The sequence below is a fragment of the Acinetobacter zhairuonensis genome (assembly GCF_022601715.1).
Taxonomy (GTDB): Bacteria; Pseudomonadota; Gammaproteobacteria; order Pseudomonadales; family Moraxellaceae; genus Acinetobacter.
The window spans coordinates 34,979-50,351 of the sequence record NZ_JAKVIM010000007.1; the positions used below are offsets into that span (position 1 = coordinate 34,979).

Consider the following 15,373-nt stretch of genomic DNA (forward strand, 5'->3'; position numbering starts at 1 on the left):
CTATCTATTCATCTCAAAAAAGATGAGCACAATCATGCAGCTAAATAAATTTACCGATTATGCCCTGCGCATTCTGATGTATATTTCACGACCGAGAGACAGTGCTTATACCATTGCGGAAATTGCCGCGGACCTGAAAGTGTCACAAAACCATTTGGTCAAAATTGTGCATTTTATGGGGAAACAGAACTGGTTGATTACTACCCGTGGTAAAGGTGGCGGCATCCGTTTAAACCCAGAAGCAGTGCATCTACAAGTGGGCGAAGCCGTTCGAATTTTGCAAGGTGAAAATCCGATTGTAGAATGCAACAATCCCCCTTGTGTACTCAGAAGCAATTGCGGCTTAAAAAGTATTTTAGATCAGGCACTCGAACAGTTTTATCAACATTTAAATCAATACACATTAGGTGAAGTTCTGGCTCGCTCTAACGCAAAAAACAGCAAGACCATTCAAAATGGGATTGAACTGCTCAATCTATAAGAAGTTAGAGTATCTAGAGGAAAATTCGCGTGTATGAGCGACTTCCTTTATACTAGGCACTTGAAAACTAGTGAATGAAGTTGAGTTATGCACCACAGCAGAGGAAAATCAAAAAACAGTAAAGCCGCTCAAGCGCCTAAGCAGAAGATCAGCTATGAAAAAAAGATGGATCCTGCAATTACTGAATATGCTGTACGTGCGCTCAACTGGCTACGTAGAGCAGCATTCTTAATGAGTGCACCCAAGCTCAACTTATGCGTAGAAGATACGGGTTACGAAATTGCCTTTGCAGGACGCTCGAATGCGGGTAAATCCAGTGCCATTAATGCCTTAACCAATCAAAAACAACTCGCGCGCGCCTCAAAGAAACCTGGTCGTACTCAAATGATCAACTTCTTTAGTTTGGGTAATCCAGACCAACGTCTGGTCGACTTACCCGGTTATGGCTATGCGGCTGTTCCTGAAGCCATGAAAATTGTGTGGCAAAAGGAACTGGAAAACTATCTCATTCATCGTCAAAGCTTACAAGGTTTAGTGTTATTAATGGATATCCGCCATCCACTACAACACTTCGATGTAATGATGCTGGAGTGGGCTTATTCGCGTAAATTGTTTGTACACGTGTTATTGACCAAATCGGACAAGTTGAACCGTGGTCCTGCCAACAAAGTCTTGTTGGAAGTGAAACAGCAATTGAAGAAAATGAAACTAGATTTCTCAATTCAATTGTTTTCCTCACTCAACAAACAAGGCTTGGAAGAGCTTGCCAGTATCATGGGCGGACGTCTGAACTTTACTCTTGAGCAATCTACCCAGTTTGATTTGGCGCTGATTCCAGATGCAGAAGAAGATGCGTTAATGGAAGACGACCTTGAAGATGATGAAGGTGACATTTTTGAAGCAGAAGAAATTGCAGCAGAAGCAGCTGAGCAAGCCCCTAAACAGGATTAAGTTCCACTAAATTCAATCAACTCATCATGAATTGATATTGAAATGTCCCGCATTGCTAAACACATTGCGGGACATTTTTTTCATACTGCCCTCAATGCGTTAAAAATGCTTGAGATCGTAGAATGAAACTCTTACAACGACTAAACAGAACAAAAATTGGCTCTTCCATTCAATATAGAATTCAACCACGCAAAGTGAAATTTGAATGGCAAAATACCCCTGTAGACTGGGTGCCTGACCAGCCTTTTGTTAGCTATTTTATTAATGAAATTAACATGATTTTACCCGCAGGCGAGTTCTGGTTTTGTCGCCTGTACAATAAAGTGTTGCCACAAATTCAGGATGAAAAACTCAAACAAGATGTACAGGCTTTTATCCGCCAAGAAGCCATGCATGCACAGGCACACAACTCTGCCAACAAAGACTATTTGCGCGAACGCCAGATCGATATCCAGCGCAATCTGAATCTGATGGACTTCCTGTTTGGCAAATTACTGGCAGATCAACCTCTGGGCCTGAATATCCCCAAACCCTTCGAGCATCAGTGGGACTTGTTCCGTCTTGGAATTGTTGCGACGGTGGAACACATGACCTGTGTCTTAGGTAAATATGCACTTTACAATACCGAGTGGCAACAGCGTGGTGCAGACCCTACCATGCTTGATTTGGTGAAATGGCATGGTGCCGAAGAAATTGAACACCGTACCGTAGCATTCGATGTGTACCGCCATTTGGGGGGTGGTTATCTGGCACGTTACTACCTCAGTGTAGTGGTGATCGCTGCGGTACTTGGACTGTGGGTAGATGGTACCGCGCATATCATGCAACAAGACCCACGTTTTAACTCCATACGCCCAGCACTATACAAACCGTGGATTTGGCGCGAGTGGTATGCCATTTCACAACACAACAATGGCTTACTGCCCAACCCGCTTTGGCTAATTTCGCAACAGCTGGGTTATTTAATGCCGTGGTACGATCCAGTACATGAAGCCAAAACAGAGGATGCTGTTGCCTATTTAGATCAATCCCCCGCGGCACTACGCGCGATGCTTAAAGTCGCTTGAACCACCCACCTATCGGAACACTACAAAAAGTAGGCTGAATTCTCCTGCTTTTTCACTCATCCTGAAATTCACTTTCCGATTGAGTACGCCCCTTATGCATCCTCATCTCAGTGTTTTGACCCTTGCAGTGCATGACCTACAAGCGTCACTGGATTTTTACTGCCAAGGATTGGGCTTTAAAAGTGAAGGGATTATTGGACAGGAATATGAAAACGGTGCAGTTGCATTTATTGAGCTGCAATCTGGTTTAAAATTGGCGCTGTGGCCTCAACAAAGTTTGGGCCTAGACTCAGGTTTGGCTTTAACCCCCTTGTGCCCGACTGGATTTTCTCTGGGGCATAATGTTGGCTCAGCAGCAGAAGTCGATGCCATTATGATGCGTGCTGAAAAAGCGGGTGCAACCATCACTAAAGCTGCACAAGCCACCTTTTACGGCGGCTATGCTGGCTATTTTCAAGACCCAAATGCACATCTCTGGGAAATTGTCTGGAATCCCTGTTGGGAACCAAGCTAAGCGTTCGACTCATTAGGAATGTGACGGGTATGACGATCGACCACCACACTAATCATCATATCGCCTTGTACATTCACTACGGTTCGCACGGTATCAAGCAAGCGGTCAATCGGCAGTAAAATCGCAATTGCTTCTGCGGGCAAGCCCACCGATTGCAAGACCATAATCATGGTAACCATGCCTGCACTTGGAATCCCTGGTGCACCTAAAGAAGCAATCATTGCAGTTAAGCAGACAATCACTTGCTGCCCAAGGCTTAAATCCAAACCGATTAAATTAGCAATAAACAAAGCAGCAGCGGCTTCATAAAGTGCCGTACCATCCATATTTAACTGCGTCCCCAACGGAATCACAAAACCCGCTGTTGCAGGACTCACTTTGAGATTCTCTTGTGCGCATTTCATGGATAGCGGCATGGTGGCTGAACTGGAACTGGTGGCAAAGGCGGTGATTAACGCGGCTCGTGTGCCTTTAAAGAAGGTCACAGGATCCATCTTGCCAAAAATCCATAATAGCAACGGTAAAACCACCGCCCCGTGGAAAATAGTGGTTCCTGTGACCACCACAGCAAATTCTGCCAATCGGCTCAATACAGAAAGGTCTTCGGTTGCAATCAGCTTGGCTAAAAGTGCAAAAATTCCTAACGGCGCCAGTTTCATTACCCAACGAATCATCAGCATCATGATTTCAAAAAACTGTCCTGCAAGCTGACGCACCGCTTTAAATCGCTCTCCCCCATGCACCAGTGCTACACCAATAAACAGTGCAAACACCACCACTGCCAAAACATTACCCTCAGCAAAAGCTTTAAACGGATTGATTAGGGTGTTTTGAATAAAATTGGTAAAGAATGAGGACGGCGTCAGGGTATCAGGAGTTTGGTATTGATTCATCTCATTCTGGAATAAGGCAATATCTACCCCCTTACCGACATCAAATAAATGCGCACTGCCAATACCCAAAATTAGGGCTAAAGTGGTAGTCGTGACACAGCAAGCGACGGTGATTTTCCAGACTCGCCCTAACTGCCCACCCGCTTGCAAGTTAGATACCCCGACCACAATCGAGCTAAAAATCAGGGGAATCAACAGCATTTTTAATAAGCCGATAAAAATACTACTGATAATGCCCAAGCCATATAAACTGGTCGAAAAAAAGCTACTCTGTGGAAATACACTAAGTAGAAATCCAAACGCGATCCCCAGAATGGCCGCAATTAAGATTTGAGTATTTAAGCTCATAACGAAAGTAATTTTATCTTTTAAAGTCACACCACTATGGCATACCTTATACGTGGAAATCGAATTTTTCTTGTCCAAAACATGTAGCAGGCTGCGGCAAACCAACTCACCTTAACTAGCCTAGATCCAGTTGATCATTTACGTAGACACCCTTATCTCCGACAATTCATTAAAAACAAAAAAAGCCCCATTAAAATGAGACTTCTTGGGGTATGAACATCTTTTTAAATCTTATTGCGTTTCAATTTCCCTGAGCCGAATCAAACCTTCTTGGGTGGTGCTACACACCAACTCACCATTTTGCCACATCCGTCCAAAATTCAGTCCACGTGAATTCGCACTCACGGTGGCATCCATGTCATATAACATCCAGTCATCTACACGGAATGGCTTATGGAAATACATAGCATGGTCAATACTGGCACATTGTAAACTTGGCGATAACCAGCTTAAACCATGCGGACGTAATGCTGTGGTCATTAAAGTAAAGTCTGAATAAAACGCAGCAATTGCCTGATGCAATGACACCTCATCGATCTCTGCCGCAATACGGTCATGCGTGCGAATATAATGCGCATAAGACGGCGCGGCAGGTTGTGGCTGATACGGATTTGCTGGATCAATCGGGCGAATCTCGACATGACGGTCACGCATAAAGCTGGCACGAACATTCTCAGGTACAAACTCCACCATCATTTTTTTCAGTTCAGCTTCCGATTTCACCTGCATCGGTGCAGGATAATCTGGTTCCTGAATCTGATAATTCAGGCCGTCTTCAGGCTCTGCAAACGACACCATGGCAGTAAAAATAGTACGTCCATGCTGAATGGCACGCACCTGACGACTGACAAAACTTTTGCCATCTCTTAAACGATCCACTTCATAAATGATCGGTGCATTGACATCACCGCCAAACAAAAAATAAGCATGTAAGGAATGTGCAGGACGATCTGCCGTATATGATGCGGCACGCAATGCCTGTCCTAAAACTTGTCCACCAAAAACACGCTTACCCACTAAATTACGGCTTTGACCGCGAAAAATATTCTCTTCAATTTTTTCAAGGCTAAGGAGTTCGACCAACTCTTGAGTTAAGGCATTCATAGGAGACCCGTTTTTAAATTTTATACACACCTGCAAAATCGGTGTTGATTAGAAAGACGACAGGAGTATTCACTCTAAACCTATATTACATAAATGTTGACCAATCCCCTAGAGATTAATTGACCGTGCTGTCACTGTAATTTTCAAATTTAATTGCTAAAAATATGTGGTTTAACGCTAGAATCTTGGCATAAGCAGTAAATTTGTCAGAAAATGACATCTAGTTTTTGATTACAATTACGCAGCATCATTTCCCCTGTGCATTTTGGGGCTTCGTACCGTATTAGGAGTGTTTATGTCCAAGCGTGGCTTTGGTCAAATGTATCGCCAGCTTTCCAGCAAGCTGCTTGACCTTGTGGTAACCCCTCATATTTTGGGTGAAGTACCCAGCAACCCGACAACTCCAAGCAACAGTGCAGACCCAGATGCAACTCAGGCACCCACCCAAAAAGTGGTGTGCTACGTACTCCAAAATTATTCACGTAGTAATGCCTTGGTGGTCGATGGTGAAACGCGTCGTTTAAAACTGCCTGCGGCATTAGATTCGCTGCTGATTGGTGAGCATAAAGAAAAAGCCTCGATCTTGTTTTTACAACATCATGACGAGCAGAACTTACTTAATCCACCACCCAACACCTTTCCGCCACGTTTATTGCGCCTGATTGACTTACTCGAAAAGCATCCTGAACTGGACGTTGAACTGATTCCTGTAACGGTGCTATGGGGTCGTTCACCTGACAAGGAAGACTCTTGGTTTAAATTGTTATTTACCGATACTTGGGCAACCCCAAGCCGCGTCAAGCAAATGGTGAACATTGGCTTGCATGGACGTGAATCTTATCTGGAATTCCATGAAGCACAGTCTTTACGTGATTTAATTGCTTATGCCAAGAGCAACCATCCAAATTTATCGCCTGCGACCTATATTATTAGCAGCTTGAATAACTATATGGATGCACAACGTGAAGTGGTGTTGGGTCCTGACTTGTCTGACCGTCGTAATGTCGTGCACAGTCTGATTAAAGCACAAGATGTACAGGATGCCATTCGTCGCGAAAGTATTCGCAGCAAAATCAGTATGCTTGAAGCAGAACGTCGTGCGATTGGTTATTTAAATGAAATCGTGTCGGACTATTCTTCTTCGGCCGTTCGTTTTGCGGATATGGCACTCACCCGTTTATGGACCCAGCTCTATGATGGTGTGGAAGTGCATAACTTCAGTACCGTGCGCGAACTGGCGAAAGAATACGAAATTATTTATACCCCATGTCACCGTAGCCATATCGACTATCTATTACTGTCTTATGTGATTTATAAACGTGGCTTGATGGTGCCTTACATTGCCGCGGGCGATAACCTGAATATGCCATTTGTGGGTCAATTGCTACGTGGTGGTGGTGCATTCTTTATTCGCCGTACTTTCCGTGGTAATGGCTTATATACCACCGTATTTAAAGAATATCTATTTAGCATTCTGTCACGTAACACGCCTTTGGAATACTTCATTGAAGGTGGTCGCTCACGTACAGGTCGTTTATTGCCAGCCAAAACAGGCATGCTCGCCATGACTGTGCATGGTCACTTGCGTGGACGTGCCAAGCCAATTGTATTCGTCCCGACCTATATTGGTTATGAACGCCTGATGGAAGGTTCGACCTATGTGGGTGAAATGCAAGGTAAACCGAAAGAAGCAGAGTCGGTGCTTGGGATTATGAAAACCCTGCGCAAAATTGAACGCATCTTCGGCAAAGTGCATGTCAACTTCGGCGAACCTGTATTCTTGGATGACAAACTCAAAGCATTCGGTGCTGAGGATATTCGCATTGAGAAAAATGACGATCCAATTCCGAATGAAGTTTCAGATGCGGTGAACAGTGCGGCACATACCATTTTGGAAAACATCAACCGTGCCGTGGTGATTAACCCTGTATCCTTGTTGTCTTTAATTCTATTGGCGACACCAAAACATACACTGGATGAAGAGCTGTGCATTAAACAGTTAGATGCTTACCGCAATCTACTGACTGCGCTGCCTTATGATGAACGTACCCAAGTCACGCCACTTTCAGGCAAAGAAATTATTGCCTATGGTTTAAAACTCAAGCTGATTAAGCGTGTGAAGCATGTTCTGGGTGACATCATTGCGATTGAAGATAATCAAGCGGTGTTACTCACCTACTTCCGTAATAACATTGTGCATGCCTTTGTCTTGCCATCTTTGATTGCGGCTTTGGTTGAACATAACGGCATCATCAAGCGTCATGATTTATGCAATGTCATTCGCACGCTCTATCCATTCTTGAAAGCAGAGCTGTTCTTGAAATGGAATGATGAAGGCTTAAAAGCGCAAATTGCGGCTTATACCGATGCTTTAATCAGCACCAAACTCATTACTGAAGATGCAGACGGTCATTTAATTTCCCCTGCACCAAACAGCGAAGAACACAATCAATTGTTAGTGCTTGCAGGTCCTGTAATGCAGAGCCTAGAGCGCTATTACATGACTCTGGCACTGATTACCCAGCGTGGTTCAGGCAATATCTCGACGCGTCAAGTGGAAGAGTTGAGCCACTTGGTCGGTCAGCGCTTATCTGTACTGTATGAGTTCAATTCACCAGAGTTCTTTGATAAAGCCCTGTTCCAAGGTTTTATTCGTGTACTGACTCAGCAAGGCTATATCAGCACCAATGCCGAAGGTTCAATTGTATTTGACAGCAACTTTAGCAATATTGCTGCCAATGCGAATTTGGTACTGGATGATGTGACTTTACAAATGTTGCAGCACATTACCACCTTTAGCGATGAAGAGTTGAAACAGGTGTTAGATGCGGTTGCGGCTCAGCAAGCGAAACGTCGTTTGAAGCGTAAGAAGAAGTAATTTTAAGAAGCATAGGTATCTGCGATTTTAGATACCTATGCTGTATAGATAACAATAAAATTTGAATCGATTTTTGAATAATCATCATTATGTTAAATGGCATATTGTTTAATAGGAAATTTAAAAATATTGATAATAAATCTATTACCTAAAAGATAAATTTTCCTTTATATATGCAGAATTTTTGTCATTATTAATGATTAATCTATCAGTATAAATTTCTTGCATTACTTTGATTAATTGATGTTTTTCTTCTCCATTTAATGGAAGTTCATTTGGATCTAAAACTATTTCACCAGCTAAAGTCATATTGAATGTAATTTTTAAATCTTCTTTCATACTCTTGTATGATAAAAAAGTATAATATTGCCCTATTGAAAATCTCATTTTTCCAAAATCGGTTTTGATAGGTAAACCACCATAAAAATTTATAATTTGGGTAGCTACTTGCATACATTTTTCTGATGAAATATTTCCATTATACTCATTAATCGAGATATTCATTAAAACATCACTTATTTCATTTATATCACCAAGATTTTCTATAATTTCATATAGTTGATCAGCGATATGCACTATGTTTTGATTAGAAAAAAAAGGTGAAGGATTCCAAACATGTCTAAGTAATATTTGAATCTTTTGTGTGTGATACATATTAAAAATTTCTCAAAAAATATTATACGGAGGACTCCTCTCTCAAAACAAGGGCTTTAATTTTTACGGCTTTTTCAAAATGATCTAATTTATGTTGCATGATCCACCAAGTTGCGGCTTCCATTAAAAGTTCAGGATTATCATTCTTATTTTTAAAAAAGGCATAGAAAGATAAACCCACGCTATCTCCCTTTTTTTGAATTTTCTCATTACATCCACTGATAAATAGTTCTCTTAGCTCTTTTCTCATATTTTTAACTTTTCCTAAAATTAGCATAAAAATTTACCAGAATGCCTTTTACATTACTTTTCACATTCAACGAACATTTTCCAAAAATTTCATTCAACAAATTACAAAATATTCTTCACTGACTCTTCGCCAACAACGCTGAATAATCCTCAAAATAATCTGGATGCTGTAATTCAAAATCCATCTGCTGCATGTTTGAAGCATAAATCTGCTTACCTGACAGTTGCTCAGTCGACAGACTCAACTCGGGTAAACTCAATTGTCGTTGAAACCACTGAATAATTTCATGTAAAGGAATCGGCTGATTATTCGTGACAATATAAGAACTTTTAGGATGTTCCACGTGAATCAAATGCGCCAGAAAACGGGCTAAATCTTCAATATGAATACGATTGCTATAATGAATATTCGGATAGGTCGAAGTCTGCTGTGCCAGCTTCACCATTCGTGCCACAGAAGTCCCGTAAATGCCAGTCGGGCGAATAATGATACTTTGCTCAGGATACGCTGCCTGCCACAGTAACTCCATCTTACGCAGCACTTCGCCTTGTGCATCAATCGGTTTAGGCTCAGTCGTATCATCAATTCGTTCCCCTGCCTGCTCGCCATACACCCGCGTAGAAGACACCACGATTACTTTTTTGACAGGGTGCTGTTTGAGGGCTTTTAGCATGGCAGGAATGGCATCAACAAAAGTCGTTTGATAGCCTTCAGGCGTGCTCGCTGCGGGCGATAACAACACATAAACGACATCTACAGGTGCAATCTGACTCAAATCAAGTTGATGAATATCCTGAATCAAATGCGTAGCAAAATCCTGCGGCTTAGCAGTACGGCTAATTGTGGTAATTTGGTGCCCCTGTAGAAATAATTGTTTAGCTACCCGTTGAGATGTTTTACCATAACCTATAAATAAAATATGCATTTAGCACCTGATTACACACTTTGGTTGAGGGGACATGACCGCAGTCCAACAATTGCAAGGGGTTGGAAGCGCCTCTGCTGCTTTACTCGAAAAACTGAATATTTTCACCACGGATGATCTACTGTTTCATCTGCCGCGTGATTATGAAGATCGTAGCACGATCATCCCCATGAACCAATTGGAGGTTGGGCGCAGTTATCTACTGGAAGGCACAGTAAAATCCATCGACTTTCCCCCTGGAAAGCGGAAATCCATGGCCATTTTACTGGACGATGAGCTGGGTAAAGTCACTTTACGCTTTTATCATATCTACAAAGCCCTGACCGATCGTGCCAAAGCTGGTAATCGTTTACGTGTGTTTGGTGAAGTGCGTGTTGGAGCACGTGGCTTAGAAATGTATCACCCCGAGATTCAACTCATTACCGAGCACACCCCGCTCCCAAAAACCGAACTCACCGCGATTTATCCCGCAACCGAAGGACTGACCCAATCCAAGTTACGTGAATATGTAAAGCAAGCCTTAAAACAACACAGTGATGATCTGCCTGAACTGCTGCCACAGAAATTCACTAATGGCTATGCCTTAAAACAAGCTTTGCATTACATTCATGAACCTCCGCTCGATGCCAATATGGTACAGCTGAGCCAAGGCTCACATCCTGCACAACAACGGCTGATCTTTGAAGAGTTGGTGGCACATCAAGTGAGTTTACTGACTCGACGTGCCTATATCCAGCAAATTGAAGCCCCCGCCTTTGCCAGTAGTAAAACCCTTGCCAAACAATTGCTCTCAGGTTTGCCGTTTAAAATGACAGCAGCTCAACAACGTGTATCGAAAGAAATCTCCGATGATTTAAAACAACACAAACCCATGCTGCGTCTAGTACAAGGTGACGTCGGAGCCGGAAAAACGCTGGTTGCAGGTGTCGCAGCCTGTCATGCCTTGGAAGAAGGTTGGCAAGTTGCCTTAATGGCACCGACTGAAATTCTGGCTGAACAACATTATCTGCATTTCAAACGCTGGTTTGAACCTTTAGGTTTAAACGTAGCATGGCTATCAGGCAAGCAAAAAGGCAAAGCACGCGCATTAGCAGAACAGCAGATCCAGCAAGGATCGGCTCAACTGGTGATCGGAACTCACGCGCTGTTTCAAGACAATGTTGCCTTTCATAAATTAGGTTTGGTGATTATTGATGAACAACATCGCTTTGGAGTTGATCAACGCTTGGCACTTCGCAATAAAGGGGCACAAAACACCACCCCACATCAATTGGTGATGACAGCCACCCCGATTCCGCGCACCCTCGCCATGTCGGCTTATGGGGACTTAGATACCTCTGTGATTGATGAGCTACCGCCTGGCCGAACCCCAATTCAAACCGTGACCATTCCTCTAGACCGTCGTGAAGAAGTGCTGCAACGCATAGCCACCAACTGTGCCGAAGGCAAACAAGCCTATTGGGTTTGTACGCTAGTAGAACAATCGGAAACTTTAGATGCGCAAGCCGCGGAAGCCACCTATGCCGAAATTCAACATCGTTTTCCTGAGCTGAATATTGGGCTGGTGCATGGCAAAATGAAAGCCGATGAAAAGCAAGTCGTTATGCAACAATTTAAGGACAATGCGCTACAACTGCTGATTGCGACCACCGTAATTGAAGTTGGCGTAGATGTACCGAATGCCTCCATTATGGTGATTGAAAATGCTGAACGGCTAGGTCTATCGCAACTGCATCAATTACGTGGTCGCGTTGGACGTGGCGCCAAAGCCAGCTTCTGTGCCCTGCTGTATAAAAATCCGCTCTCGCAAAATGGACAAGAGCGACTACGCATCATGCGTGAAACCAATGATGGCTTTATCATTGCAGAAAAAGATTTGGAAATTCGCGGACCGGGTGAATTACTCGGCACCAAACAAACGGGAGATATGGGCTTTCGCGTCGCCAAACTGGAACGCGATGATCATCTGCTCAATCAGGCACATTATGTCGCACAGCAAATCTTAAAAGATTATCCTGCACAGGCAGACGCTTTACTCAAACGCTGGCTCCCTGAAGCCCCTCGTTATGCCTATGTTTAAACCACTGTTGTCTAGCGCCCAAAACTGGCTACATGCGCAACTGCCCTGTCAGTTTTGCGGGATGGAACGTGGGCGTCATGCCAGCTTGTGTCTGGATTGCTGGAATAGCTTACCTTGGCTGAAACAGACCGTACAGCGACAGGAAATCGAGATTCAAGTCGCTTGTCATTATGCCTATCCGATGGATCGGGTGGTTCAGCAATTCAAATATGAACAACAATTACATTTTCAAATTTTACTGACAGGGCTCCTCAAACAACTGGACTATCGGCAGATTCAAGCCATTGTCCCGATGCCGATTTCAACCCAACGCTTAGCCGAACGCGGTTATAACCAGAGCGTAGTGCTGGCACAGCGTTTGGGTCAGCACTTAAACATTCCTGTCTGGCAACCGATTCAACGGCTACATCAACATTCACAAAAAGGCTTAAGCCGTTTAGAACGGCTGGATAGCATCGAGCAGCAATTTAAAATCGCACCGAGAAATGCATTACGTTATCGTCGTGTGTTGATGCTGGACGATGTCGTCACTACAGGCAGTTCACTTAACGCCTTAAGACAAGCACTGGCTGAATTAGGCTGCCGCAAAATTGAAGCCGCCTGTATTGCCGCGGCTCAATCTTAAGCATCACCGTACTAAGCCAACTAATTTAACAAGGCTATGCCTGCGTTTTTAAATACTGATGCACCCATGGCAACACAATTTCTCGAGTCAACGGAGCTAAAGGCGTGGTTGAATCATCCAAATCAATCCACTTCAGCTCCGCAATTTCAGCCGCGGCTTGTGGCGAACTGTTCAGCTCCACATGGAATACATGGCTCACCAATACGTGATCAGGTTCATTGGCTGCTGCCGTTTCAAAACGCCCAACCGCCTGAATGATTCTTGCTGGACAGCCAATCTCTTCCGAAATTTCACGCAAGATACAGTGTTCAGGTGCTTCATCACTTTCCAGTTTGCCACCCACTTGCATAAAAAAGCGGGTATTGTGCTTACGTACCAACAACATCTGCTGCTTTGCATTTAAAACAATGCCCGCAGCGACAGTAATTTGTTTCATTAGCCGTGCTTCACCAAATCTTGCTGCTCACTCATCCCCCATTTCGGCGTCGGTGCAGTAAATACATCAAACTGCTGCAAAACCGCTTCAATTGAATTTTCAGCAATTAAAGTCTCAGTAAAACGTGGATGCGTAAAACCTTTTTCGGTCGTTAAATTGATGAATTTGATCAGCTCATCATAAAAGCCGTGGACATTTAAAAATGCACAAGGCTTCAGATGAATGCCCAATTGTGCCCATGTCCATTGCTCAAAAATCTCTTCTAAAGTTCCCGCCCCACCCGGCAGCGCAATAAAGGCATCCGACAGTTCCGACATTTTAGTTTTACGCTCATGCATATTATTTACGACATGCAGTTCGGTTAAGTGTGGATGCGCCAATTCACGATCCACCAATGCATGTGGAATCACCCCAATCACTCGACCACCTGCCTGTAAAGCGCTATCCGCAATCACGCCCATTAAGCCTGAACGACCGCCCCCATAGACCAAGGTTTTGCCTTGTTGCGCCAAAGTTTTTCCAACGTGACGGGCTGTATCTAAAAAAATTGTATCTGTACCAACTGCTGAACCACAAAAAACTGCAATAGAATGTGTCATTGTTTCACCGTGTTATGATCTTGTCATGCCGCGAAAGTAAACTAGAAGGAGATTTTTTCATAAATTAGCAATCCGATCAGTGTTTTTCATCAAATCCTTGTCTAAAATACACCCATCGATTTAACCCATACTGCGCAAGGGAGAAAAGACATCCATGCTTGAAGCCTTTTACGCCACAGAGCGCGGTAGTTTAGAAGACGCCACTATAAATGGCGGTTTTGATTTACACCCAGAACTGGTCTGGGTTGACCTGATTGCCCCTTCGCAAGAAGAACAGCAATGGGTGCTGGATGCCTATGATCAAAATCTGCCGACTTTAAAGTCTTTGGAAGACATTTCCTCATCTGCCCGATTCTACCGTGATGATGATGGCATTTTGCATATCAGTACGTATTTTTTAACGAAAAATAAAAATTATCAGGTGGATGGTGAAGCGGATGACAATTCCAGCATTTTAGCCACGGTACAAACGGTTGCGTTTATTTTACATAAAGAACGCTTATTTACCCTACGTGGCGAAAAGCTGGTGGCTTTCCGTGCCTTCCGTGCACGCGCACGTCGCAATGACTATGAAATTGACTATAAAGACCCGACTTGGGTGCTGTTGGGTTTACTGGAAGCCAAACTGGATGAGCTTGCGGATATCTTGGAAGATATCCACAAGGACTTGGAAAAGTATTCCACAGAAGTACTAAATAACCGTCATCGTGAACAGATTCTCGATTTGGATGACATGATTACCCGACTGGCACAGCTCGAAGATATGTTGGGTAAAGCACAACTGTGTTTAATTGACTTACGTCGCGTCCTGACCTTTTTAGCTCGTCCGCGCGCCTTAGGCAGTCATATTTATGATGCGGACATTCGAGAACTGAGTGAAGACGTGCGCTCACTGGTCGAACATGATGCATTCTTGTTCCAGAAAGTGCGCTTCTTACTGGATACCACCTCAGGATTCATTAACACTGAACAGAATGACACCATTCGTCGATTCTCGATTTTACCGAGTATGCTTGCACCACCAATGCTGGTTGCCAGTATTTACGGTATGAACACCGATGTTTTACCCTTTGCTCACGGTACCACCAGTTTTATTGCGGTAAGTTTGATTATTGTCGGCTTCTTTATCGGTCCACTGATTTACTTCCGCTGGAAAAAATGGATTTAATCCAACTTTGATATACTGCTTTCACTGCGAAGTGCAGCAATACGTCTTCTTCGATCAGCACCAATTTTCCATAAAAAAAGCACCGCAATTGCGGTGCTTTTTTATTTAAATGATCTGTAAATCATCTTGCAAATGGCAGGATTGAATAATCTTCATCATTTTTTCAGGCACTGCTTTAAATTGTAAGCCTTGAGCCTGAGGGGTTTGTCTTAACCAACGCACCAATACAGCCAAAGCCAAGGTACTGCCATGCTCTAACTGTGCCAAATTCACCACCACAGGCAATGGCTGTTGCTGAATCACAGCAAGACCCTGCTGGTAATATTGTTCTGCATTGGCAAAATCAATTTTTCCAGCAACCTGCATTTCCTGATTGACGAGACTAATCACCATTCACCTA

The 15,373-nt window shown here is 43.5% G+C and carries 16 protein-coding genes; 8 read left to right on the forward strand and 8 right to left on the reverse strand.

The window, feature by feature from the left end; all coding sequences use genetic code 11:
• Positions 1–34 precede the first annotated feature (34 nt).
• The 4 genes from MKI85_RS07195 (at position 35) to MKI85_RS07210 (ending at position 3,013) form a co-directional block, all read left to right on the forward strand.
• Entirely contained in the window at positions 35–481 is a 447-nt protein-coding gene (locus tag MKI85_RS07195; protein WP_241626347.1) for an RrF2 family transcriptional regulator, read from the forward strand.
• An 87-nt stretch (positions 482–568) separates the two neighbouring features.
• A complete protein-coding gene (gene yihA, locus MKI85_RS07200) occupies positions 569–1,432 on the forward strand; it encodes a ribosome biogenesis GTP-binding protein YihA/YsxC (protein ID WP_241626349.1) in 864 nt (287 codons plus the stop codon).
• A 122-nt stretch (positions 1,433–1,554) separates the two neighbouring features.
• Entirely contained in the window at positions 1,555–2,499 is a 945-nt protein-coding gene (locus MKI85_RS07205; RefSeq protein WP_241626351.1) for a metal-dependent hydrolase, read from the forward strand.
• A gap of 94 nt (positions 2,500–2,593) precedes the next feature.
• Positions 2,594–3,013, forward strand: a complete 420-nt coding sequence (locus tag MKI85_RS07210; protein WP_241626353.1) for a VOC family protein — start codon at positions 2,594–2,596, stop codon at positions 3,011–3,013.
• On the opposite strand, the gene MKI85_RS07215 is transcribed toward MKI85_RS07210, so the two are convergent.
• Together MKI85_RS07215 and MKI85_RS07220 are read right to left on the reverse strand one after the other, a co-directional pair.
• A complete protein-coding gene (locus tag MKI85_RS07215) occupies positions 3,010–4,254 on the reverse strand; it encodes a dicarboxylate/amino acid:cation symporter (protein WP_241626355.1) in 1,245 nt (414 codons plus the stop codon). The genes MKI85_RS07210 and MKI85_RS07215 overlap by 4 nt on opposite strands.
• A gap of 231 nt (positions 4,255–4,485) precedes the next feature.
• Positions 4,486–5,358, reverse strand: a complete 873-nt coding sequence (locus MKI85_RS07220) for an acyl-CoA thioesterase (protein WP_100241852.1) — start codon at positions 5,356–5,358, stop codon at positions 4,486–4,488.
• A 295-nt stretch (positions 5,359–5,653) separates the two neighbouring features.
• Here MKI85_RS07220 and plsB point away from each other — a divergent pair, with 295 nt between their 5' ends.
• The gene (gene plsB / locus MKI85_RS07225) at positions 5,654–8,236 is read left to right on the forward strand and encodes a glycerol-3-phosphate 1-O-acyltransferase PlsB (RefSeq protein WP_241626356.1); all 2,583 of its coding nucleotides are present in this window, start codon (positions 5,654–5,656) and stop codon (positions 8,234–8,236) included.
• 144 nt (positions 8,237–8,380) lie between these two features.
• Here plsB and MKI85_RS07230 read toward each other — a convergent pair whose 3' ends face one another.
• The 3 genes from MKI85_RS07230 to MKI85_RS07240 all read right to left on the reverse strand — a co-directional run bounded on the left by MKI85_RS07230 (position 8,381) and on the right by MKI85_RS07240 (position 10,065).
• Positions 8,381–8,890, reverse strand: coding sequence for a hypothetical protein (locus MKI85_RS07230; RefSeq protein WP_241626358.1), 510 nt, complete (start codon positions 8,888–8,890; stop codon positions 8,381–8,383).
• A gap of 22 nt (positions 8,891–8,912) precedes the next feature.
• Positions 8,913–9,140, reverse strand: a complete 228-nt coding sequence (locus MKI85_RS07235) for a DUF6500 family protein (protein ID WP_241626563.1) — start codon at positions 9,138–9,140, stop codon at positions 8,913–8,915.
• A gap of 115 nt (positions 9,141–9,255) precedes the next feature.
• The gene (locus MKI85_RS07240; RefSeq protein WP_241626360.1) at positions 9,256–10,065 is read right to left on the reverse strand and encodes an NAD(P)H-binding protein; all 810 of its coding nucleotides are present in this window, start codon (positions 10,063–10,065) and stop codon (positions 9,256–9,258) included.
• Between the two features lie 34 nt (positions 10,066–10,099).
• On the opposite strand from MKI85_RS07240, the gene recG reads away from it, so the two are divergent.
• Both recG and MKI85_RS07250 read left to right on the forward strand, forming a co-directional pair.
• Positions 10,100–12,145, forward strand: coding sequence for an ATP-dependent DNA helicase RecG (gene recG, locus MKI85_RS07245; RefSeq protein ID WP_241626361.1), 2,046 nt, complete (start codon positions 10,100–10,102; stop codon positions 12,143–12,145).
• On the forward strand, positions 12,132–12,770 hold the full coding sequence (locus MKI85_RS07250; RefSeq protein WP_241626363.1) for a ComF family protein: 639 nt from the start codon (positions 12,132–12,134) through the stop codon (positions 12,768–12,770). The genes recG and MKI85_RS07250 overlap by 14 nt, the downstream gene beginning before the upstream one ends.
• A 34-nt stretch (positions 12,771–12,804) precedes the next feature.
• Here the strand turns inward: MKI85_RS07250 and MKI85_RS07255 are convergent, their stop codons facing one another.
• Together MKI85_RS07255 and MKI85_RS07260 are read right to left on the reverse strand one after the other, a co-directional pair.
• Positions 12,805–13,206 (reverse strand): NUDIX hydrolase, encoded by a 402-nt coding sequence (locus tag MKI85_RS07255; protein WP_241626365.1) that lies wholly within the window; start codon positions 13,204–13,206, stop codon positions 12,805–12,807.
• The gene (locus MKI85_RS07260; RefSeq protein ID WP_241626367.1) at positions 13,206–13,805 is read right to left on the reverse strand and encodes an LOG family protein; all 600 of its coding nucleotides are present in this window, start codon (positions 13,803–13,805) and stop codon (positions 13,206–13,208) included. Before MKI85_RS07260 ends, MKI85_RS07255 begins: the two co-directional genes overlap by 1 nt.
• 154 nt (positions 13,806–13,959) lie before the next feature.
• Between MKI85_RS07260 and MKI85_RS07265 the strand changes: the two genes are divergently transcribed.
• Positions 13,960–14,973, forward strand: a complete 1,014-nt coding sequence (locus MKI85_RS07265) for a magnesium and cobalt transport protein CorA (protein WP_241626369.1) — start codon at positions 13,960–13,962, stop codon at positions 14,971–14,973.
• A 105-nt stretch (positions 14,974–15,078) separates the two neighbouring features.
• Here MKI85_RS07265 and MKI85_RS07270 read toward each other — a convergent pair whose 3' ends face one another.
• Positions 15,079–15,366: an STAS domain-containing protein gene (locus MKI85_RS07270; RefSeq protein ID WP_413351594.1), complete on the reverse strand. Its 288-nt coding sequence runs from the start codon at positions 15,364–15,366 to the stop codon at positions 15,079–15,081.
• Between the last annotated feature and the right edge of the window lie 7 nt (positions 15,367–15,373).

Bases quoted from the DNA above. Each gene is read 5' to 3' on its own strand.
- MKI85_RS07220 (WP_100241852.1), bottom strand. From the start codon at position 5,358: ATGAATGCCTTAACTCAAGAGTTGGTCGAACTCCTTAGCCTTGAAAAA.
- recG (WP_241626361.1), top strand. From the start codon at position 10,100: ATGACCGCAGTCCAACAATTGCAAGGGGTTGGAAGCGCCTCTGCTGCT.
- MKI85_RS07230 (WP_241626358.1), bottom strand. From the start codon at position 8,890: ATGTATCACACACAAAAGATTCAAATATTACTTAGACATGTTTGGAAT.
- MKI85_RS07240 (WP_241626360.1), bottom strand. From the start codon at position 10,065: ATGCATATTTTATTTATAGGTTATGGTAAAACATCTCAACGGGTAGCT.
- MKI85_RS07260 (WP_241626367.1), bottom strand. From the start codon at position 13,805: ATGACACATTCTATTGCAGTTTTTTGTGGTTCAGCAGTTGGTACAGAT.
- plsB (WP_241626356.1), top strand. From the start codon at position 5,654: ATGTCCAAGCGTGGCTTTGGTCAAATGTATCGCCAGCTTTCCAGCAAG.
- MKI85_RS07205 (WP_241626351.1), top strand. From the start codon at position 1,555: ATGAAACTCTTACAACGACTAAACAGAACAAAAATTGGCTCTTCCATT.
- yihA (WP_241626349.1), top strand. From the start codon at position 569: ATGCACCACAGCAGAGGAAAATCAAAAAACAGTAAAGCCGCTCAAGCG.
- MKI85_RS07265 (WP_241626369.1), top strand. From the start codon at position 13,960: ATGCTTGAAGCCTTTTACGCCACAGAGCGCGGTAGTTTAGAAGACGCC.
- MKI85_RS07270 (WP_413351594.1), bottom strand. From the start codon at position 15,366: ATGGTGATTAGTCTCGTCAATCAGGAAATGCAGGTTGCTGGAAAAATT.
- MKI85_RS07195 (WP_241626347.1), top strand. From the start codon at position 35: ATGCAGCTAAATAAATTTACCGATTATGCCCTGCGCATTCTGATGTAT.
- MKI85_RS07235 (WP_241626563.1), bottom strand. From the start codon at position 9,140: ATGAGAAAAGAGCTAAGAGAACTATTTATCAGTGGATGTAATGAGAAA.
- MKI85_RS07255 (WP_241626365.1), bottom strand. From the start codon at position 13,206: ATGAAACAAATTACTGTCGCTGCGGGCATTGTTTTAAATGCAAAGCAG.
- MKI85_RS07250 (WP_241626363.1), top strand. From the start codon at position 12,132: ATGCCTATGTTTAAACCACTGTTGTCTAGCGCCCAAAACTGGCTACAT.
- MKI85_RS07210 (WP_241626353.1), top strand. From the start codon at position 2,594: ATGCATCCTCATCTCAGTGTTTTGACCCTTGCAGTGCATGACCTACAA.
- MKI85_RS07215 (WP_241626355.1), bottom strand. From the start codon at position 4,254: ATGAGCTTAAATACTCAAATCTTAATTGCGGCCATTCTGGGGATCGCG.